16 protein-coding genes are annotated in these 18,932 nt (G+C 68.6%); 13 read left to right on the top strand and 3 right to left on the bottom strand.

Annotated features, from left to right (window positions below; all coding sequences use genetic code 11):
• Window positions 1-2: 2 nt before the first annotated feature.
• Genes hemG through ACOGI5_RS03265 form a run of 4 tightly spaced genes read left to right on the top strand, consistent with a single transcriptional unit; the run spans window position 3 to window position 5,648 of the window.
• On the top strand, window positions 3-1,634 hold the full coding sequence (hemG, locus tag ACOGI5_RS03280; protein WP_419863044.1) for a protoporphyrinogen oxidase: 1,632 nt from the start codon (window positions 3-5) through the stop codon (window positions 1,632-1,634).
• Window positions 1,635-1,683: 49 nt separating this feature from the next.
• Complete coding sequence (gene lnt / locus ACOGI5_RS03275; protein WP_419863043.1) at window positions 1,684-3,144, top strand: apolipoprotein N-acyltransferase; 1,461 nt, start codon at window positions 1,684-1,686, stop codon at window positions 3,142-3,144.
• 49 nt (window positions 3,145-3,193) lie between these two features.
• Window positions 3,194-5,452 carry a HelD family protein gene (locus tag ACOGI5_RS03270; protein ID WP_419863042.1) on the top strand — a complete coding sequence of 753 codons (2,259 nt, stop codon included), beginning with the start codon at window positions 3,194-3,196 and terminating at the stop codon, window positions 5,450-5,452.
• Window positions 5,445-5,648 carry a CDGSH iron-sulfur domain-containing protein gene (locus tag ACOGI5_RS03265; protein WP_419863041.1) on the top strand — a complete coding sequence of 68 codons (204 nt, stop codon included), beginning with the start codon at window positions 5,445-5,447 and terminating at the stop codon, window positions 5,646-5,648. Before ACOGI5_RS03270 ends, ACOGI5_RS03265 begins: the two co-directional genes overlap by 8 nt.
• Window positions 5,649-5,980: 332 nt before the next feature.
• Here ACOGI5_RS03265 and ACOGI5_RS03260 read toward each other — a convergent pair whose 3' ends face one another.
• A complete protein-coding gene (locus ACOGI5_RS03260) occupies window positions 5,981-6,172 on the bottom strand; it encodes a hypothetical protein (RefSeq protein ID WP_419863040.1) in 192 nt (63 codons plus the stop codon).
• A gap of 128 nt (window positions 6,173-6,300) precedes the next feature.
• Here ACOGI5_RS03260 and ACOGI5_RS03255 point away from each other — a divergent pair, with 128 nt between their 5' ends.
• Window positions 6,301-6,564, top strand: coding sequence for a hypothetical protein (locus ACOGI5_RS03255; protein WP_419863039.1), 264 nt, complete (start codon window positions 6,301-6,303; stop codon window positions 6,562-6,564).
• 116 nt (window positions 6,565-6,680) lie between these two features.
• Here the strand turns inward: ACOGI5_RS03255 and ACOGI5_RS03250 are convergent, their stop codons facing one another.
• Window positions 6,681-6,818 (bottom strand): hypothetical protein, encoded by a 138-nt coding sequence (locus ACOGI5_RS03250; protein WP_419863038.1) that lies wholly within the window; start codon window positions 6,816-6,818, stop codon window positions 6,681-6,683.
• A gap of 158 nt (window positions 6,819-6,976) precedes the next feature.
• Here ACOGI5_RS03250 and ACOGI5_RS03245 point away from each other — a divergent pair, with 158 nt between their 5' ends.
• The 5 genes from ACOGI5_RS03245 (at window position 6,977) to ACOGI5_RS03225 (ending at window position 8,799) form a co-directional block, all read left to right on the top strand.
• Window positions 6,977-7,231 (top strand): DUF4190 domain-containing protein, encoded by a 255-nt coding sequence (locus tag ACOGI5_RS03245; protein ID WP_419863037.1) that lies wholly within the window; start codon window positions 6,977-6,979, stop codon window positions 7,229-7,231.
• Between the two features lie 94 nt (window positions 7,232-7,325).
• Window positions 7,326-7,871 (top strand): hypothetical protein, encoded by a 546-nt coding sequence (locus ACOGI5_RS03240; protein ID WP_419863036.1) that lies wholly within the window; start codon window positions 7,326-7,328, stop codon window positions 7,869-7,871.
• Window positions 7,872-8,024: 153 nt separating this feature from the next.
• Window positions 8,025-8,219, top strand: a complete 195-nt coding sequence (locus ACOGI5_RS03235) for a hypothetical protein (RefSeq protein WP_419863035.1) — start codon at window positions 8,025-8,027, stop codon at window positions 8,217-8,219.
• Window positions 8,220-8,227: 8 nt separating this feature from the next.
• Window positions 8,228-8,494 carry a hypothetical protein gene (locus tag ACOGI5_RS03230; RefSeq protein ID WP_419863034.1) on the top strand — a complete coding sequence of 89 codons (267 nt, stop codon included), beginning with the start codon at window positions 8,228-8,230 and terminating at the stop codon, window positions 8,492-8,494.
• Window positions 8,491-8,799: a hypothetical protein gene (locus ACOGI5_RS03225; RefSeq protein WP_419863033.1), complete on the top strand. Its 309-nt coding sequence runs from the start codon at window positions 8,491-8,493 to the stop codon at window positions 8,797-8,799. Before ACOGI5_RS03230 ends, ACOGI5_RS03225 begins: the two co-directional genes overlap by 4 nt.
• A 9-nt stretch (window positions 8,800-8,808) precedes the next feature.
• Here the strand turns inward: ACOGI5_RS03225 and ACOGI5_RS03220 are convergent, their stop codons facing one another.
• The gene (locus ACOGI5_RS03220) at window positions 8,809-9,813 is read right to left on the bottom strand and encodes an IS1595 family transposase (RefSeq protein ID WP_419863032.1); all 1,005 of its coding nucleotides are present in this window, start codon (window positions 9,811-9,813) and stop codon (window positions 8,809-8,811) included.
• A 572-nt stretch (window positions 9,814-10,385) separates the two neighbouring features.
• Between ACOGI5_RS03220 and ACOGI5_RS03215 the strand changes: the two genes are divergently transcribed.
• The 3 genes from ACOGI5_RS03215 (at window position 10,386) to ACOGI5_RS03205 (ending at window position 18,928) form a co-directional block, all read left to right on the top strand.
• Entirely contained in the window at window positions 10,386-15,467 is a 5,082-nt protein-coding gene (locus ACOGI5_RS03215; RefSeq protein ID WP_419865423.1) for a DEAD/DEAH box helicase, read from the top strand.
• A 73-nt stretch (window positions 15,468-15,540) separates the two neighbouring features.
• Complete coding sequence (locus tag ACOGI5_RS03210; RefSeq protein WP_419863031.1) at window positions 15,541-16,299, top strand: ABC transporter ATP-binding protein; 759 nt, start codon at window positions 15,541-15,543, stop codon at window positions 16,297-16,299.
• Window positions 16,300-16,348: 49 nt separating this feature from the next.
• Window positions 16,349-18,928 (top strand): ABC transporter permease, encoded by a 2,580-nt coding sequence (locus ACOGI5_RS03205; protein WP_419863030.1) that lies wholly within the window; start codon window positions 16,349-16,351, stop codon window positions 18,926-18,928.
• Window positions 18,929-18,932 lie beyond the last annotated feature (4 nt).

Raw genomic sequence — 18,932 nt, 5'->3', positions numbered from 1 at the left:
CGATGACACCGCAGCGGGTCGTGGTGGTCGGCGGCGGCATCGCTGGGCTGACTGCTGCGTACCGGTTGCTGAATCCGCCTGACGGCGCCCAAGTTCCCCGAGTGGTGCTGGTGGACAGCGCCGAGCGCTTAGGCGGCAAGATCCTGACGACCCCATTCGAGGGCCGACCGGTCGACGAGGGCGCCGATGCGTTCCTGCTGCGGGTGCCGTGGGCGACCGAGCTCTGTGACGAACTGGGCATCTCGGCCGAGCGCATCTCGCCGGACGTCGGCGGTGCTTCGGTGGCGCATCCGGGCAAGCACGGCCCGCAGCTCACCGCCCTGCCCGATGGACTGATCGGTGGGGTGCCCACGCGTCTCGGACCGCTCCTGCGTTCGGGGCTGCTCGACTCTGCGGGCAAGCTGCGCGCCGCAGCCGACTACGTACTGCCACGCCGGTTGACGGCGCGCCGATTGGACCGCGAGGCATCCGACCGGCAGGGCGCGGCTGAAGCTGCCGTGTACGTCTTGCCGCGCTGGCTCGCAGCGCGCCGGGGAGATCCTGAAGGGATTGACGCGCCGAGCAAGGGCGCGAGTGGCGACGTGCGCGTCCTACCCGGGCCTCCCAGCGTGGGCGACATCGTGCGGGTCCGCCTGGGAGCGGCGGTGGCGTCGCAGGTGGTCGGCCCGCTGCTTGGCAGCATCAGCGCGGGCGACATCGACCGGTTGGACGCTGCAACATCGGCACCCATCCTCGGCCAGGCACTCGAGCGCAGCAGCTCCCTCATGCGCGGCCTGCGCCGGATGCAACCGGCCCCCGCCGCAGGCGCTCCAGCGCCCATCTTCGGCAGCTTCGACGTCGGGATGGGCCGGCTTGTTCAAGCGCTGACGGAGCGGTTGGACGGATGCATCCTGCGGCTGGGCACGCCGGTGGAAGCAATCCGGCGTCCCGGCACGCGGTTCGCTGTGCATACCGGGTCCGAAGTGCTCGACGCAGACGCAGTTATCATCGCTGCGCCCGCCCATGCGGCCGCCGGGATGCTGCCCGGCGCGCCGACCGCCGCTGCGCGGCTCGCACTCATCGGCTACGCCTCGGTAGCCGTCGTGACCCTCAGCGTGCGTCCTGATGCAATCGAAGCGCCGGCCGAGGCCGGCTTCCTGGTCACCCGGGACACCGGCTGGCTGACGACCGCCTGCAGCTACGGGTCGGCGAAGTGGCCGAACTGGGCCGCGTCCGCGGGCGCGAATGCCGACGATGCCGGCGACGGCGACGGAGGCACGCCCAACATGATCCTGCGAGTGTCGGTGGGTCGGGACGACGACGACCGCCACACGCGCCTTGACGATGCCGAGCTGCGTGACACCGTGCTCACAGAGCTGTCGAGCCTGCCGCCGTTGCGGGGCCTGAGCGACCCCGGCGCGATCGCGGCGTGGCGGGTTTCGCGCTGGCCGCAGTCGCTGCCGCAGTACCGGCCCGGCCACGGCCACCTCGTCGATCGCATCGAGGAGGCGCTGGCTCGGGAGATGCCCGGCGTGTTCGTGACTGGCGCCGCCTACCGCGGCCTCGGCATCCCCGCATGCATCCGCCAAGGCAACGAGGCAGCAGCGGCGGTCATGCAGCACCTCGGCTCGGACCGGGCAGGCAGCTCGCCGTGAGTCGGAGCAGGCATCGGCTGCTGCGCGACGGTCGAACGGTCGCCTTGCCGTGAGCCGCAGCCGGCTGCTGCGCGACGGCCTCGCTGTCGCACTGGGTGCGCTCACCATGCTGTCGCTGCCGCCGTGGGCGCTGTGGCCGCTCGGCCCGGTCGGCCTGGGCCTGTGGCTGCGCTTCTGCAACCGCAGCGCCGAGCGCTGGCGTGACCGTCTCGAGGTCGCCGCGGCGTTCTGGCTGGGCGCCTACCTGCTCGGCCTGTTCTGGATGACCGAGCTGACCGTGCCGGGATGGATTGCGGCGGTGCCGGTGGAGACGCTCATCATGGCGCTGCCGCTGTCGCTGCTGCCCGCTGGCGGCCGATGGCGTGCTCTGGGCGTGCCCGCCGCGCTGGTCCTGGGCGAGGCGGTGCGCTGGCAGGTGCCCTTCGGCGGCGTGCCGATGTCGAACCTGGCGCTGGGCCAGGTCAGCGGGCCGTGGCTGGGCGCCGCGGTGCTTGCGGGCCCGCTGGGGGTGGTCGCGCTCGTCGGCGTGGGCGCCGTCATCGTCGAGCGGATCTGCGCACGCGAGTGGTGCGCAGTCTCGTGGCCGGCGGTGGTGGCGGTCGGCGTGCCCATCGCGGCGCTGGCGTGGCCCGCCACCACGGTGGACGCCAACGTCACGGCGGCTGTCGTGCAGGCCGGCGGCGAACTGGGCACTCATGTCGACACACCCCAGCGCAGCGTGCGGCTGCGCCACCTCGACACCACCAACGCCTGGCCCCGCAGCGCCGATCTCATGGTGTGGAGCGAGAGCAGCACATCGAGCGACGGTCCGCTGGAGGCCTCCGACAACCTTGCCGAGCTGGAGGCGCTGGCCGCGTGGCGCGAGACGGTCCTGATCGCCAACTTCTACGAGCGTGCAGTCGACGCCGAACGATTCCGCAACGCCACAGTTGCCATCGACCCCGACACGGGCCTGTCGGATCGCTACGACAAGGCCCACCTGGTGCCCTTCGGGGAATACGTGCCGCTGCGCAGCGTGGTGGAACCGTTCGCCGACCTGTCGCTGATCTCGCGCGAGGCCATCGCCGGCGACGGCCCTGGCCTGCTGTCCACCTCGCTGGGCGACATCGCAGTCGTCACCTCCTACGAGGTGTACTTCAGCGACCTCGTGCGCGACGGGGTTCGGGCCGGAGGCCGCATCGTTGCGAACCCCACGCTGGCCTCGTCGTACAGCACGTCGGTGGTGCCGTCCCAGTCGCTCGCCAGCGCCCGGCTGCGGGCGGTCGAGACGGGGCGCTGGGTGCTGCAGGCGTCCACCACCGGCTACAGCGCCATCGTGTCGCCCGGCGGCAGCGTCACGCACCGCAGCGAGCTGCGCGAAGCCGTAGTTCTCGCCGGCGAGGTCGAGCTTCGCTCAGGCAAAACTCCGGCGCTGGTGCTGGGTTCGTGGCCCCTTGCCCTGTTCGCCGCCGTGGTGCTCGCCTGGTGCGTTTCGCCTGTCCGCAGACGCAGAAACCGTGCGGCCCGGTGACGAGCGGCCAGTAGCCTTGATCAGCCTCAAAAGCGGTGACGAGCCCAGCGTGAGCCATCCGGAAATTCAGGCAGAACAAGCTCATATCGACCGTGCGTACGCGTTGCTGGAGTCTTCCCGGCAGCGGGCGACGCGCCTGCGTGACATGGTCGAAGTGGGTCGAGGCGGCACCCGGCAGGCTCGTTTCGAGCGCGACGTCATCGAAGATGCCGTGGCAGGGCGCCTGAGCCAGCTCGAGCTCGGCTCGTCGTCGCTGGTGTTCGGCCGCATCGACCGCGAATCGACGACAGGCCCCCACAAGACGAGCGCCGATGCGCAGGTGCTCGACGCCACCGGTCCCAGCGAGACCTTCTACATCGGCAGGCTTGCGGTTGCGGACGAGCGGCAGGAGCCCGTGGTGGTGGACTGGCGCGCGCCGATCGCTGAGCCGTTCTTCCGTGCCACCGGCGGCAACCCGCTGGGACTTCTGCGTCGGCGGCATTTCGTGTGCCGCGGCCGTGTCCTTGCTGACCTCGAAGACGAGATCTTCGACCTCGATGCGCTCGACGCCAGCGCCAACGGCGGCAACGGCCCCCGGCTGAACGCCCACGGGGCGCTGTACGCCGCGCTCGAGCAGCGCCGCGACGGCCAGCTGCGCCAGGTGGTGGCCACGATCCAGGCCGAGCAGGACGAGATCATCCGCAGCCCGCGCAAGGGCATCTTGGTGTGCCAGGGCGGTCCCGGCACCGGCAAGACCATCGTGGCGCTGCACCGCGCCGCCTACCTGCTGTACACGTACCGGTTCCCGCTGGCCGGGCAGGGCGTTCTGGTCGTGGGCCCCAACCGGCTGTTCCTGCGCTACGTGGAGCGGGTGCTGCCGAGCCTGGGCGAGGCGGGCGTGCACCTGTTCGTGCTGGCAGACCTGTTCAACGAGATCTTCCCCGAAGTGCGGGTGCGCCTGGCCGACATGCCCGACGTGGCGCGCATCAAGGGCGATGTCCGCATGTCGCAGGTGGTGACCAACGCCGTGCGGGATCGGCAGCGCCCGCTGCGCGGCGACCTGCGACTCGAGTTCGGATTGGGCTACGTCACGCTCGCCGCAGGGACGTCCCGGGCCATCGTGGCCGAGGCTCGCCGCCGCTTCCGCCATCACAACGCGGGCCGGGCGTACGTGGAGCAGGCGGTCTATGCGGCCATGTCGGACTCGCACCGACGCCGCCCCGATCCGTCCAAGCTGCGCGAACGGTTTTCGCGTCATCCCGATGTGATGGAGGCGTTCGAGCGCATGTGGCCGCTGTTGACCCCCGCACAGCTCTTGCGCGACCTCTACGGCTCGCGCGCGCTGCTGCGGTCGGCCGCCGGCGGGGTGCTGGCCGATGCCGAGACCGAGCAGCTGTACCGCCCCCGGGGCGACAGCGAAGCCGACTACGAGTGGAGCGATGCCGACGTGCCCGTGCTCGACGAGGCCTACGCCGTGCTGGGGCCCCGGTCGCGCTCGCGCAAACGCCGCAGCGACACCGAGATGCGCACCTACGGCCACATCGTGGTGGACGAATGCCAGGACCAGCCGCCGATGGCGCTGCGCATGATCGCCCGGCGGTCGCTCAACGGTTCGATGACGCTGGTCGGCGACATTGCGCAGGCCACCTCTGCACATGCGCCGTCGAGCTGGCACGAGATTCTGGCTCACCTGCCGTCGGGGCCTGTGGCGCCGCAGCAGTCCGAGCTCACGCTGAGCTACCGGATCCCGCAGCCCAGCCTCGAGCTCGCCAACCAGGTGCTCGCTGCTGCCGCGCCGGGCCTGGCGCCGCCCGCTGCGGTGCGCATCGACGGCTCGCCGCCCCGCTTCGTCACGGCACCTGATGGCGTCGCGCAGGCGGTGCTGGACACGGTCGTCTTTGAGGCAGCTGAGCTGGACGGCGGGAGCATGCTGGTGGTGTCGCCCGCCGAGTTCATGGACGACCTCGCCGAGCTGCTTGCCGCCGCCGGCGTGGACTTCGGCCGCGCCACTGCGGCGAGCCGCAACGCCACCGGAGCGCTGCACCCGCATGTGACCTTGGCGCCGGTGCGGCTGTGCAAGGGGCTGGAGACCGACGGCGTGGTGGTGGTGGAACCGGCTGCGATGGTGGACGAGGAGCCCCAGGGCCTGCGGGCGCTGTATGTGGCGCTGACCCGCGCCACCAAGCGCGTCGCGGTGGTGTCGTCGCGGCCGCTGCCCGAACCGCTTCGCTCGGCGGCTGCCTCATACAGCGCTGGGGCGTGCAACACTGGCCGCATTGCCGCAAACGCCGCTGCGGCAGAGGCGAGCTCAGGAGATTCGCATGGCTGACGTCACCGTGACAGTGCTGGACAACGGACCGCTGCTGGTCCGCGGTCCCTGCCAGGTAGCGGACCACGAGGGGAACACGCTGTCCGACGGCGATGCGGTTGTGGCGCTGTGCCGGTGCGGTGAGTCGAACACCAAGCCGATGTGCGATGGCAGCCATAACCAGGGGTTCGACGGGACACTGAACCCGCCTAGCTAGGGGGATTACTTCGCTGAGTGACCACGCGGCCAAGTGTCGCACGGGTTTGCCCGGCGAGCCATCCACAGACCTGTGAAGCTGAGCGCCCGAAGCGCTGCCGGACAGGAGCAACGAGATGGAGCCAACACCCGCAGAACCGCCTGATGGCAAAACAACCCGACGCACGGCAAGCGACGCCACATCGAAAGTAGCGCTTGCTGTCGCAATCGTGGCGCTCGTTCTGTCAGTGGGGCACTGCGTTGATGACTCCCGCCACTGTGACCCTGACGCGTTGAACGGCTACGGCCATTGCTTCAGAGGAGACGGACGAAGCCGATAAATCGCCGGATCGCTCAGGCTTCGTCCATGATCCGCATGAGACAGTCAAGCGCCGCTTTCGCGGTGGCTGCGACCAACGCACCGAACAGCACCATGCTCTGAACCTCGTACTGACCGCCTTCGACGTTCAGCAGCGCCCAGCCGCACGCCATGCACGCGAAGCCGAACACGACGAACCCGACAATGTTCGCGACGCTGCGACTCATGGCAGTTGTCCATCCCTAGGAGCCGGTCTGGTGGCAGGCTAGCCGTGCAGAAACCTGCACAGTCCGTGGGCCAGATGTCGGGCACCACCAGAGGCAGCCCCTCGACGCGCCGTTAGCCTGCCCCGTCTATGGTCACACCCGAAGCCGTTTTGGACGCGCAACTGAGAACTGCCCACAACGTCCTGCGCATGCTGTTCACGGACTTCGTAGATGTCTCAGACCCGTGGGTGCGTGAAGAGCTAGAGATTGTGCTTGGCGGCGACGCTCTTGACATCTTCGACGATCTCAAGCATGAGTCGCTGACGGATGCCCAGCGCACGTTGCTGGCGTCCAGCATCGAGGAACTGGTAACGATCCGCAGCCTGCTGCCCGTTGAGACCGGGAGCGCGTGAAGTCGCAGCTTGCATGGACCGTGTGCTTGCCATAGTCGGGAACCCTACACAAAGCGTGCTACAGAACGCAAAGTCGGTATAGCCAAGTACCGCAACGCGGTACCTAGCCGCTGCGTCTAACTGTCTTCGCGTTCCTGTTCGTACCGCCACTCGCCGGGTTTCTTCGGCGGGGTGTTCATCAGCGCTTTGGCGACGTTCTCCGGGGTGTCGGGGATCGGCTCGGGCATCCGCTTGGCGGGCCGTCGTTTCGCCATGCGCTCACCGTAGCGGTTAGGTTCGCGACTGCGATCACCACCAAGACCCGAAACGGTCTGCCAACCACCCAGCAGGAGAACCGGCACATGGTTCCCTCCTTGTGGCTGGCGTGGTGGTGATCGCACACAACCGTGTCTCCTGCTTGGAGGGAACCACCATGAACACACCCGCCCCAAAAAACTCAGGACTGGGCATCGCTGCGATGGTCACCGCATTGTGCGGTGTGAGCTTGCTCGGTGTCATCTTCGGCCACGTCAGCCTCAGCCAGATCAAGAAAGGCGACGGCCAACTGACCGGGCGCGGCATGGCACTCACCGGCGTCATCGTCGGCTATGTCGGCATGGTGATGTGGACGGTCTGGCTGGTGACGGTCATGGTCGCTATCGACTCAGCCGTGAACAGCATCCAATAGCCGGGTGCGCTGCCTTGTCGCGGTCGCAGTGGCGTTGCTCGCTGCAGGGTGCATCACCATCGAAACACCGGTGATCGCTGAGCCTGAGCCGCCCGTGACATCACCACAGACCACGCACACGACTAGACCCGCGCCCGCGACCACGACGGCATCGGCTGCGCCTGCAACCGTGCCGCCGCCGACCACGGCCTCGGTGCGGGATTGCCTCGCTGAGTTCTTGGACACCCACAGCGACTACGGGTGGGAAATCTGCTTGTACGCACAGCGCTACCCGTGGCGCACCGTCACCGCCACCGAAGCCGAGCAGATCGTCACAGACGTGTGGACGCTCGGCGCGGGGCCTGCGCCACGGCTCGATTTCGGTGCAGACGAATGCACCGGATGGGCTGGCGGCTGCTCAATCGTCACCGCAGACGGGGAGCGCATCATCGGACTGCCAGCCGACGAACTCGGCGGCTACGCGCTGCGGTTGCTGTTGCACGAACTCGCTCACCACATCGTCGGTCTCGATCACAGCCACGACATGACACAGCGCTGCTGGACCTTGGTTCTGCACGTCATGTACGAGATACCCGAAGCGGTCGCTGCTGAAGCGGAACCGATGCGACTGCACTGCCACGACCACCTGCTCAGCGGGTAGATCGTCAAACACCGGGACGCGACCTGCCCGCAGCGCAGCCGTGATCGCGCTGACGCCTAGCTGATGGCGCGGTCGAGCGCCTAGTCGTCGCCTGCGAAACTGGCAACGAAGGCGGTAACTTGCCGTGACTTCGATGCAGGGAGGAAGCTCGTCATGCCCAACGACCCATCGCAGCGCGATACCTCGGAACCGATGGCTCTCGATGAGATACGACGGCATCTGAATACGAATCTGCACGATGTCGCTCGGCTGCCGCGCAACGTCGCAGCCGAGAAGGTCGCTCAAAAAGCGACAGCGTTCGCAACAACAGTGCTGGCGCTGGCCGCGACCAGAGACTTCACCGGCTAGGCAGCGTGATGCAATGGCCCTCGCTGCTGGCCGCCACTGACCAAAGCGCCAATCTCATCGAGCAGCTTGACGTTCTCGGCGGCTTCCTCGCCCTCGGGAGCGTCGCTTGGATGGGGATGCGCTACCTGTGGCGCCACGCCGACAAGCTCGGCGACCGAATCGACAAGGTGGACGACAAGATCGACACTGTGCAAGAAACGCTCAGCACCCTGCGTGAGAAGACAGCAGGGTTCGAAGCCAAAGCTGAAATCATCTACCAGCAGGCGCAACAATGACTGACAAGCCCGCCCGCATCAACGTCCAAATCCGGTACACACAGCCGTCTGGCGCGATCAGCGAGCAGCATTTCGCCCTTGATCTGGCTGACCCTGAACTCAGCCGTTTCGCGTATCTGACCGATGACGAACGCGACCGCTGCGAGAAGCTGATCGCAGAAGTGCTCAGGCTTTGGGGCGAAACCACCGCAGACGACAGGTTGGATTCCGAACCGCTCCGAACACTGCTCGACTCAGCGGTCGAAATCATCCACAACGGGTTCATCCGAGATCAGAGCAACGCAGAAGAACACGTCGACGCGTAGCGCCGTTGGCTACCACGGCTCCGGGCGATCCGGCTCGGCCACGGTGCCGGGTGCTGCGTCTGCGACAAGCTCAGCGAATGGCAGCAGCTTGCCAACCATGCCCGCCGCGGTCTGGCGCATCTGTTCGGCGGTGTCGGCGCTGCGGGAGTTGTGGCGTCCTGCGAACTCAGCCACGTAGCGGGGCAGGTGCTTGGGTGAGACGTGGTGGAAGGTGCCGTGCAGCCCGCGCTTGAGCAGCGACCAGAACGACTCGATCCCGTTCGTGTGCGCCATACCCCGCACGTACTCGCCGGTGCTGTGCCGCACCGCGTAGTGGTCACGGGGCAGCCGTCGATAGGCAGCGTGCTCGTCAGTGAACACCGTCGTGTCTGCGTGGGTGTGGCGGGTCACGAACGGCACCAGCGTCGCCCTGCGACTGTCCGGCACTACCGCAGCGGAGACCTTGCCGGTCGCTCGATCCAGCACCCCGACGACTACGGCTTTGTCCTTGCCGCCCGTGCCCGAGATGCGACGCTTGCGATCCTTGGCGTGCATGTTCTTCGCCAACCCGCCGATGTAGGTCTCATCGACTTCGACGGGGCCGGTGAACCGGTCCGTGTTGGTGTTGTCGGCCCACGTCTCCCGAATCCTGTGGGCAAGGTGCCATGCGGTGCGCTGGGTCACGCCGAGATCGCGGTGCAGCTTCATCGAGCTAGTGCCCTTGATGCCCGTATTCAGCAGATACACCGCAATCGCCCACGTCTGATAGCCGAGCTTGCTGTCCTGCATCACCGTCCCCACCCGCACGCTGAAGAACTTGCGGCAGGCTCGGCACCGGTACGGCATCGTCTTGTGCGCGGTGCCGACCTGCACGTTCGCAGAGCCGCAGCCCTCACGCGGGCAGCGGGGGCCGTCCGGCCAGCGCACCGAAGCGAACCACGCCTCCGCGGTCTTGTTGTCGGGGAACATCGCGAACAACTGCGGCAGCGTGATGCCGTCACGATCCGACCGGCCGGGCGCTTTCCGTGTTGCCATAGCTTCACCGTAGATGGGGGGTGTGACACGAAACGGGGGCCACGGTCGCTCTGTTGGCATCGTGAACAACGCCATCTGTTCCGTCATTTCTGACTCACTTTCACACTGCGTAGAGGTTGCCCCGGAAGGGACGAAGGGAATGAGTAACACACGTCCTGTGGATGGCTGCCGGGCAAATGCCACAGGGACGCACGAAACCCCAGCAACTATCACGCTGCTGGGGTTTCGGAAGCCTCACCGCCTCTACTCGGCAAGGCTCAGAACGCGCGACGAACACCCCAAGGTGTGCCACGCTTCCGATGCTCAGCGGGAAAGTGAGACCGCCGAGCACGCGGCTATTGGTCACTCACCGGTGTAATCCCCCTAGCTAGGGCAGCGCTTTTTCGCGCGCCCGCTGCGGAGGCGGCAGGCGACTCTGCTCCCGCGATCCGGCAGGTCGCAACGTCGCAGAGTCTCCTGCCGCCTCCGCAGCTGTGGCATCTGTGCCTTTCCAGGCGGTGGGTGTGACACCGGGGCAGTAGTAATGGGCCCGGATGGTTGGCTCGACTGCTGACAGTGACGCCGCGGGTCGGATGCACACGGCGCTGGGGGCGTTTACTGCGCCTACTGCTGAGTGGTTCGCGTCGACGTTTGCGGCGCCTACTGAGTGTCAGGTTTCTGGGTGGCAGAGCATCTCGGAGGGGCGGCATTGTCTGATTGCTGCCCCTACTGGGTCGGGCAAGACGCTGGCGGCGTTCTTGTGGGCCATCGATCGGGTGATGAGCGAGCCCGAGCCGGATCGTGCGGAGCGCACGCGGGTGTTGTACCTGTCGCCGCTGCGGGCGCTGGCGGTGGATGTCGACAAGAACTTGCGGGCGCCGCTGGCCGGTATCAGCCTCGCCGCGGAGCGGCTGGGCGTCGACGTGCACATGCCGACCGTGGGGGTGCGCACGGGCGATACGAGCGCGGCTGAGCGGCGGCGGCTGGTCACCCGGCCGCCGGACATTGCCATCACCACGCCCGAGTCGCTGTACCTGATGCTGACATCGCAGGCGCGCGAGACGCTGCGGTGGGTGCGGTGGGTGATCGTCGACGAGATCCACTCGGTGGCGGCCACCAAACGTGGGACCCACCTGGCGCTGTCGCTGGAGCGGCTGTGCGAGCTGACGGCTGAACCGCCGCAGCGCATCGGGCTGTCGGCCACGCAGCGCCCGCTGTCGGAGGTGGCCCGGTTCCTCGGCGGTGACGATCCCGACGAGCCGGCGTCGCGTCATGTCGAGATCACCGATGCGGGCATGACCAAGCAGCTCGACGTGGAGGTCATCGTCGGGGTGTCCGACATGGGTGACCTGGCGGCCGCCAGCGCCGGGGCTGCGCCGAATGGCGCCGTGCGCGTCGATCACGACGATGACTTCACACCGCCGCCCGCCGTGGCTCCATCAAACACAGCGCCGCCGCAGACCCACTCCAACAGCATCTGGCCGGCCATCCATCCGCGGTTGCTGGCGCTGATCTATGCGCACCGGTCCACCATCATCTTTACGAATGCCCGCCGACTCGCCGAGCGGCTGGCCACCCGGCTGAACGAGCTGCATCTGGAGGGGCTGAACCGGGCGGCCGAAGCCGAGGGCACCTCCCCGCCCGAAGGCGCCGAGCTGGTGCGGGCGCATCACGGTTCGCTCAGCCGCGAGCAGCGCCTAGGCATCGAGGACGATCTGAAGGCGGGCCGGGTGCGCGCCATCGTGGCCACGTCGTCATTGGAGCTGGGCATCGACATGGGCGCGGTCGACTTGGTGGTGCAGGTGGCGTCGCCCCCGTCGGTGGCGGCAGGGATGCAGCGCATCGGTCGGGCCGGTCACCAGGTCGGCGAGCCCAGCGTGGGCAAGATCTTCCCCCGCCACCGGGGCGACCTGGTCGAGGCGGCGGTGGTGGCGCAGCGCATGGGATCCGGCGAGATCGAGGCCATCCGCTTCCCGCGCCAGCCGCTCGACGTGCTGGCCCAGCAGGTGGTGGCCATGGTGGCGGTCGACGACTGGTCGGTCGATGACATCCTGCGCGTCGTGCGGCGGGCCGCGCCGTACGAGCAGCTCAGCGAGGAGGTGTTCGCCTCGGTGCTCGACCTGCTGGCCGGCCGCTACCCGTCCGAGGAGTTCCGCGAGCTGCGACCGCGCATCGTGTGGGATCGCACCACCGGGATGCTGCGGGCTCGCCAGGGGGCCGGACGGCTGGCGGTCACCAACGCCGGCACCATTCCCGACCGGGGCCTCTATGCGGTGTTCACCACCGACGGGTCGCGTGTGGGCGAGCTCGACGAGGAGATGGTGTACGAGGCCCGGGTGGGCGAGACGTTCCTGCTGGGAGCGTCCACCTGGCGCATCGCCGAGATCACGTTCGACCGGGTGGTCGTCACGCCGGCGCCAGGGGAGCCGGGCAAGATGCCGTTCTGGCACGGCGACGGGCCCGGCCGGCCGCTGGAGCTGGGCAGGGCCGTGGGGGCGTTCATCCGCACGGTCGGCGACGAACTGCCTGCGGATCTCGAATCCCACCTGATGCAGCTCGATGCAGAAGCGGAGCGCGCCGCTGTCATGGCTCGGCGCGGCGATGTGGATCCGGCAAGCCAGCCGTCGTCGGAGAACGGCGGCGACACTGCGCCGCTGCGTCGAGCGTCCAAGGCGGCCCAGCCGACCGCTCGGCTGCTTGAACAGCTGCAGCGCGAGAATTGTCTGGATCGCTCGGCCGCGGTCAACGTGCTGCGTTACCTGGACGCGCAGCGCATTGCCACTGGCGTGATTCCCGACGATCGCACGATCGTGGTGGAGCGCTTCCGTGATGAGATCGGCGACTGGCGCATCTGCATCCTCACCCCGTTCGGCGCGCGGGTGCATGCGCCGTGGGGCATCGCGTTGCAGTCCAAGCTGGCCGAGCAGAGCGCGAACAGCGGGGGCGCGCTCGCAGACGGCATGGGCGGAGTCGAACTGCTGTGGAGCGACGACGGGATCGTGCTGCGGTTGCCCGATGTCTGGTCGCCCGATGATCATGACGGCGCGGTCCCCAACGGGTCTGCGTGGGACTCGCCACGCGCGAGCGGAGCGCCTGTGCTGGATGCGACGGACTTGGCGCTCGATCCCGACGAGGTGCGTGAGGCCATCGTGGGTCAGCTGCCCTCGACGGCCCTGTTCGCCTCCCGCTTCCGGGAAGTCGCAGGCCGGGCGCTGCTGCTGCCCCGGCGGCGGCCCGGCGAGCGGGTGCCGCTGTGGCAGCAGCGCCAGCGATCCGCCGGACTGCTGGAGGTTGCGGCGAAGTACCCGAGCTTCCCGATGCTGCTCGAGACGTCGCGGGAATGCCTGCAAGAGGTGTTCGACGTGCCAGCGCTGGCGGAGGTGCTGTCCGACATCAGGTCGCGCAAGATCCGCATGGTCACCGTGGACACCGACGGCGCCTCGCCGATGGCGCAGAGCCTGCTGTTCGACTGGATCGCGGTGTTCATGTACGGCGGCGACGCGCCGCTGGCCGAACGCCGGGCCGCCGCGCTGGCGCTCGACCGCGACCTGCTCTCGGATCTTCTCGGCGCCGAGGAACTGCGGGAGCTGCTCGACGCCGAAGTCCTGGCAGAGCTCGAATTGGAGCTGCAGCGCCTGGCCGACGGGCGCCGAGCTCGCAGTACCGACGAGCTCGCCGACGTGCTGGCCCGAGTCGGCGACCTCACGGCCGAGGAGCTGTCGTACCGCTGCGAGCCGAGTGCCCCGGCGCCCCCGCAGCACGAAGGCGATGCGCCCGGGTCGGCCGAGGTTGACGAGGCTGCCGCGATCCAGTCCGAAACCGCTCCAGGTGAGCGCTGGCTGGGCGATCTGCTGGCCGAACGCCGGGCCGTCGAGCTCCGCATCGCAGGCGAAGTCCGGTATGTGGCTGTGGAGGATGCAGCGCGGTACCGGGACGCGTTGGGCTGTGCCCTGCCCGTCGGGCTGCCGGCAGCGTTCATGAACGACGTGCTGGTCGAGGGCGCCGATCCCTTGGATGAGCTGGTGGCCCGTTTCGCGGCAACGCACATACCGTTCGAGGCAGAGGCTGCGGCGCTGCGCTGGGGCATTCCAGCAATCCGCGTCACGGCGGCACTCAGCCGGCTGGAGACCGCCAAACGGGTCACCCGCGGCGCGTTCCGGCCCGACGGCACGGGCACCGAGTGGTGCGACACATCGGTGCTGCGAACCGTGCGGCGTCGTTCCTTGGCACGGCTCCGCCACGAGGTGGAGCCGGTGCCGCCCGAGGCGTACGCCCGCTTCCTGGCGGGTTGGCACAGCATCGACCGGCCAAGGCGCGGCGGCGATGCGCTGGCAGACGCCATCACGCAGCTCGCGGGCGCGCCCGTGGCCGCATCGATTCTGGAAACCGATGTGCTGCCCGCACGGGTCGCCCGCTACAGCGGCGCCGACCTGGACGGGTTGCTGGCCAGCGGCGAGCTGGTGTGGATCGGTGCGGGATCGCTCGGTCCCAATGACGGCCGGGTCCGGCTCTACTGGCGCGACGAAGTCGCCACTCTGGCACCGACGCCGGATGACACTCCCGACGACCCAGTGTCGGCGGCAGTGCTCGCCCACCTCGGCGAACGCGGAGCCGCCTTCTGGCCCGACCTGCTCAGCGCAGCGCACGCCGCCACTGCCGACAGTGACGGGCGCGCCACCGGCAGCGACACCCCGGCCGGTAGCTCGGTACCCGCTGGTGAAACCCTCGGCAGTGCAACCGGTGGGCGAGCGCCGTCACGGCCCGCAAACCTGGAGAATCTGTCGGAGCGGGTGCTGGCCGTGTTGTGGGACTTGGTGTGGGCAGGTCTGGTTACCAATGACACGCTGGCGCCGCTGCGATCCCTTGGACCCCGCCGCAGCGGCCGAAACAGATCAACCGGCCGATCTCCCCGCGGTGGCCGGGCCGCAGGCTCGGGGCGGCAGGGCGCTCGTCGGGGCCGATCGGGGGTGCTCACCCGCTCGGGCCCAGCCCGCCGCCGTCCGGGCCGGCTGCGCTCGGGCGGGCCGCCGAGTGCGGCGGGGCGTTGGTCGCTGACCTCGCTGCTGCGTGAGCCGGCGCCGTCGCCCACCGAGCGGGCCCACGGCGCAGCGCAGGCGCTGCTGGAACGTCATGGCATCGTCACCCGCCCGGGTGTGCTGGGCGAGGGCCATCCGGGGGGCTTCGCAGCGGCCTACGGCATCCTGCGCGCACTCGAGGAGCGCGGCAGCGTGCGCCGCGGCCACTTCACCGAAGGCCTGGGCGCGTCGCAGTTCGCCACCGCCGCTGCGGTCGAGCGCCTGCGTGACTACCGGGAGGGCAGCGGCGACATGATGCTCTTGGCAGCAGCCGACCCGGCCCAGCCCTACGGTGCGGCACTCGCCTGGCCGCCCAGCGACGGCAGGCCCAGCCGCACTGCCGGCGGCCATGTGGTGCTGGCCGACGGCGTCCCGCTGGTGATGCTGGATCGCGGCGGGCGCACCCTGCACACTTTCGAGCACGCCGCCGCCGACCTGCGCTGGATCGACGCACTGCGGGACGGCCTGGCAGCGGGCCGCCTCGCAAGAGTCGAGCTGGGCCGCATCGACGGCGCCGACGCCGCCGAGCACCCGATCCACGACCTGCTCGTCGAGAACGGCTTCACCCCCGGATACCGAGGCCCCACGCTGCGAACCTGAAGAAAACCTGAACGTGGGCGGGGGATCGGCGTGCGTAGAGTTGCCCGCTGGCTGGCGAACTTCTGGAGGCCCAGTGTCCGACTCGGCGACTATCTCAGCTCCGCCCAACCACGCAGCCGCACAAGCCGTGGCGGCCACCAAGATCTACGGCTCGGGAGAGACCGCTGTGCGGGCACTCGACGCCATCGACGTGTCGTTCCGCAGCGGCCAGTTCACCGCCATCATGGGCCCCTCGGGATCGGGGAAGTCCACGCTCATGCACTGCATGGCGGGACTGGACCGGGTGACCGAGGGGCAGGTGCTCATCGGCGAGACCGACCTGTCCACGCTGTCCGAACGCGACCTCACGCTGCTGCGCCGCGACAACGTGGGGTTCGTCTTTCAGGCGTTCAACCTGGTGCCGACGCTGACCGCCATCGAGAACATCATGCTGCCGATGGACCTCGCCGGCAGCAAGGGCGACACCGGCTGGGTCGACGAGGTGGTCGACGCCACCGGCTTGGCTGACCGTCTCAAGCACCGGCCCAGCGAGCTGTCGGGCGGCCAGCAGCAGCGTGTGGCCGTCGCTCGGGCGCTGGCCGGAAAACCGCAGGTGATCTTCGCCGACGAGCCCACCGGCAACGTCGATCTCAACACCGGCGCCGAGATTTTGGGCTTTATGCGCAGCGCCGTCGACCGGATGGGACAGACCGTCGTGATGGTCACCCACGACGCGGTCGCAGCGTCCTACGCCGACCGGGTGGTGTTCCTGGTGGACGGCAAGATCGTCGACGAGCTCGACGACCCCACGCCCGAGCGCATCCGCGCGCACATGAACCAGCTCGGCGCCTGAGCCGGCTCGCTGCCCACGCCGACCGGCACTCAACCGACTGGGAACCCGCATGCTGCGACTCGGGCTCAAATCGCTGCTGGCGCACAAGATCCGGTTCGCGCTCACGGCCCTCACCATCGTCATCGGCGTGGCATTCGTGGTGGCGGCATTCGTCACTGCCGACTCGCTGCGCTCGGGCTTCGACCAGCTCGCCGAGGACATCAACACCGGCACCGACTACACGGTGCGCGGCGAGCTGCCCTTCGGTGACATCACCGAAGCCGTGGCACCCGCCGTGCCCGCCGGACTCGTCGACGACATCGCCGCGGTGGACGGCGTGGAGATCGCCAAGGGCGGCCTGTTCGTGGACGGCGTGATCCCGGTGGACGGCAACGGCGAAGCGGTCACCACGTTCGGGCCGCCAGTGGCGGGCGGGAACTGGCTCGAGGATGAGTCGCTGTCGCAGTTCTTCCTGATCGACGGCCGCTGGCCTGTCGGCGGGGAGGAGTTCGCCATCGACGTCACCACCTACGGCGACGACAGCTACGACTTCGAGCTGGGCGGCACGTACCAGGTGGTCACACCCACCGGTCCACGCGAGTTCACCCTGACGGGCACGGTCCAGTTCGGCTTCCCCGAGAATGCCGGCATCGGCGCTGTCTTCTCGCTGTTCGACACGCCGACAGCCCAAGAGGTGCTCGGCTATCCCGGCGAGTTCAACCAGATCAACGCCCGGGCCGACGCAGGAGCGAACATCGACGAGGTGCGCAGCCGCATCGAGGCCGTGCTGCCCGACGGCGTCGAAGTCCTCACTGCGGAGGACTCCGTCGAGGAATTCAGCGACGCCACCGAGACGTTCATCGGGCCGTTCCAGACGATCCTGCTGGTGTTCGCGTTCATCGTGCTGTTCGTCAGCATGTTCATCATCTCCAACACGTTCAACATCGTGCTGGGCCAGCGCGTGCGAGAGCTCTCGCTGCTGCGGGCCGTCGGCGCCACGCCCCAGCAGGTGCGCCGGTCGGTGCTGACCGAGTCGGCGATCATCGGCGTGGTCGCCTCGGTGGCCGGGCTGGGCCTCGGCATGCTGGGCGCGGTCGGGCTGAGGGCTCTGTTCAGCACGCTCGGCGCATCGCTGCCCGAAGGCTCGCTGCCGCTGACCCTGCGCACCGTGCTGTGGGCCCTCGTGGTGGGCGTGGGCTTCACCGTCGTGGCGTCGCTGGTGCCGGCCATCAAGGCCTCGCGCATCTCGCCCGTGGCGGGACTGGCGGAGGGCTCCACCAGCGACGAGCGCGCCAGCCTCGGCTGGAAGCGGCTGGCAAGCGGCGGCCTGCTGCTGGCGGTCGGTCTGGTGCTGACCGGCATGGGCCTGTTCTACGACTTCGACGGTGCGACACCGCAGCTCACGACGCTCGGCGCCGGTGCCGCGATCACCTTCGTAGCGGTGTCGGTGCTGAGTCCGCTGGTGGCCCGGTCGGTGGTGTCGCTGCTGGCGCGGCCGCTGGTGTGGATCATGCCGATCTCGGGGCGGCTGGCTCGTGCGAACGCCGCCCGCAACCCACGACGCACGTCTGCGACCGCGGTCGCGCTCACCATCGGCTTGGCGCTGGTGACGATGGTGTCGATCGTGGGTCAGTCCCTCAAGGTGTCCTTCGGCGAGCGCCTGTCCACTGCCTTCACTGCCGACTTCATCGTGACGGCTGACACGCAGGCCGGATTGCCGAAGACGCTCAGCTCCGACATCCGTGCCGCTGGCATCGGCACACCTGTGGGATTCGATTTCGACATCGTGCAGATCGAAGCGGATGCGTTGCAGGTGCCGACCGTGATCGAGACCACCCTGACGGCGGCACGCATCGAAGACCTCCACGAGGTGATCAACATCGACGTGACCGAGGGCGACCTCGACGGCTTCGATCCCCAGACGGGCCTGATGATCCACAGCGACGTCGCCGAGAACGACGGTCTGTGGCTCGGTGATCAGGTCGATCTGACCTTCGTCAGCGGCGACCGCGTCACGACCACGGTCGCCGCCATCTTCGATGGCAGCGGGTTCTGGAGCAACTGGTTCATCGACAGCGCGCTCTACGAGCAGGTATCGGCGGCCCAGTTCGACGATGTCGTGATGGTGCAGTCGGCCATCGACGACCCGGAGGCTGCCCGCGCCTCCATCGACGAGGTGCTGGACGGCTACCCGCAGGCAGTGCTGGAAGACCGCCAGGAGTTCCAGGAGAGCATCGAGTCCAACCTCAACACCGTGCTCGTGCTGGTGAACGTGTTCCTTGGCTTCGCCCTGCTGATCGCGCTGGTCGGCATCGTGAACACGCTCACGCTGTCGGTGTTCGAGCGCATCCGAGAGATCGGGCTGCTGCGTGCGGTCGGCATGACCCGCCGGCAGATGCGGCGCATGATCCGCTGGGAGGCCGCCGCTGTCTCGCTGTACGGCGCCGTGGTCGGCGTGGTGCTGGGCGCGGCGTTCGGTGTCGCCACTGCCACCGCGATTCCCGCCGACATCATCGACGGCGTGTCAGTACCGATCGGCCAGATCGTGTTCTTCCTCGTGATCTCGGTGGTGTTCGGGCTGATCGCCGCGCTGTTCCCCGCGTTCCGGGCCAGCCGGATGAACGTGCTCGACGCGATCGCCGACGAGTAGCCAG

This window comes from Candidatus Poriferisodalis sp. (assembly GCF_965208925.1).
Lineage (GTDB): Bacteria > Actinomycetota > Acidimicrobiia > Acidimicrobiales > Poriferisodalaceae > Poriferisodalis.
This window is presented reverse-complemented; position numbering and strand designations above follow the sequence as displayed.

What these genes read in the sequence shown, in the direction of transcription:
- hemG (WP_419863044.1), top strand. Translation starts at nt 3, where the DNA reads ATGACACCGCAGCGGGTCGTGGTGGTCGGCGGCGGCATCGCTGGGCTG.
- ACOGI5_RS03260 (WP_419863040.1), bottom strand. Translation starts at nt 6,172, where the DNA reads ATGAGTCGCAGCGTCGCGAACATTGTCGGGTTCGTCGTGTTCGGCTTC.
- ACOGI5_RS03215 (WP_419865423.1), top strand. Translation starts at nt 10,386, where the DNA reads ATGCACACGGCGCTGGGGGCGTTTACTGCGCCTACTGCTGAGTGGTTC.
- ACOGI5_RS03230 (WP_419863034.1), top strand. Translation starts at nt 8,228, where the DNA reads ATGCAATGGCCCTCGCTGCTGGCCGCCACTGACCAAAGCGCCAATCTC.
- ACOGI5_RS03250 (WP_419863038.1), bottom strand. Translation starts at nt 6,818, where the DNA reads ATGGCGAAACGACGGCCCGCCAAGCGGATGCCCGAGCCGATCCCCGAC.
- ACOGI5_RS03255 (WP_419863039.1), top strand. Translation starts at nt 6,301, where the DNA reads ATGGTCACACCCGAAGCCGTTTTGGACGCGCAACTGAGAACTGCCCAC.
- ACOGI5_RS03245 (WP_419863037.1), top strand. Translation starts at nt 6,977, where the DNA reads ATGAACACACCCGCCCCAAAAAACTCAGGACTGGGCATCGCTGCGATG.
- ACOGI5_RS03235 (WP_419863035.1), top strand. Translation starts at nt 8,025, where the DNA reads ATGCCCAACGACCCATCGCAGCGCGATACCTCGGAACCGATGGCTCTC.
- ACOGI5_RS03220 (WP_419863032.1), bottom strand. Translation starts at nt 9,813, where the DNA reads ATGGCAACACGGAAAGCGCCCGGCCGGTCGGATCGTGACGGCATCACG.
- ACOGI5_RS03205 (WP_419863030.1), top strand. Translation starts at nt 16,349, where the DNA reads ATGCTGCGACTCGGGCTCAAATCGCTGCTGGCGCACAAGATCCGGTTC.
- ACOGI5_RS03225 (WP_419863033.1), top strand. Translation starts at nt 8,491, where the DNA reads ATGACTGACAAGCCCGCCCGCATCAACGTCCAAATCCGGTACACACAG.
- ACOGI5_RS03265 (WP_419863041.1), top strand. Translation starts at nt 5,445, where the DNA reads ATGGCTGACGTCACCGTGACAGTGCTGGACAACGGACCGCTGCTGGTC.